1 protein-coding gene is annotated in these 231 nt (G+C 64.5%); it reads left to right on the plus strand.

What is annotated here, in order from left to right:
• On the plus strand, nucleotides 1-231 hold a 231-nt coding region (locus AAH979_RS43280; protein ID WP_346263918.1), incomplete at both ends, for a hypothetical protein.

Raw genomic sequence — 231 nt, forward strand, 5'->3', positions numbered from 1 at the left:
CTGACGGTCAACTACATCGACCGGACGGAGCTCAGCGACGTCTTCGAGCAATACCTGGTCGAGCGCTACCGGCGGGACGCCGCCACCGCCCGGACCATCGCGCTGGCGATGATCGAACAGTTCCGGGAGCGGAACTTCATCCTCAGCCGGTACGGTCCGCAGGTCTACGGCTTCGTGCACCGCACCTTCCTGGAGTTCTTCTGCGCCGACGCCATCCTGGCCAAGTTCCAG

Origin of the sequence: Plantactinospora sp. ZYX-F-223, from assembly GCF_039649625.1 — a bacterium.
Taxonomy (GTDB): Bacteria; Actinomycetota; Actinomycetes; order Mycobacteriales; family Micromonosporaceae; genus Plantactinospora.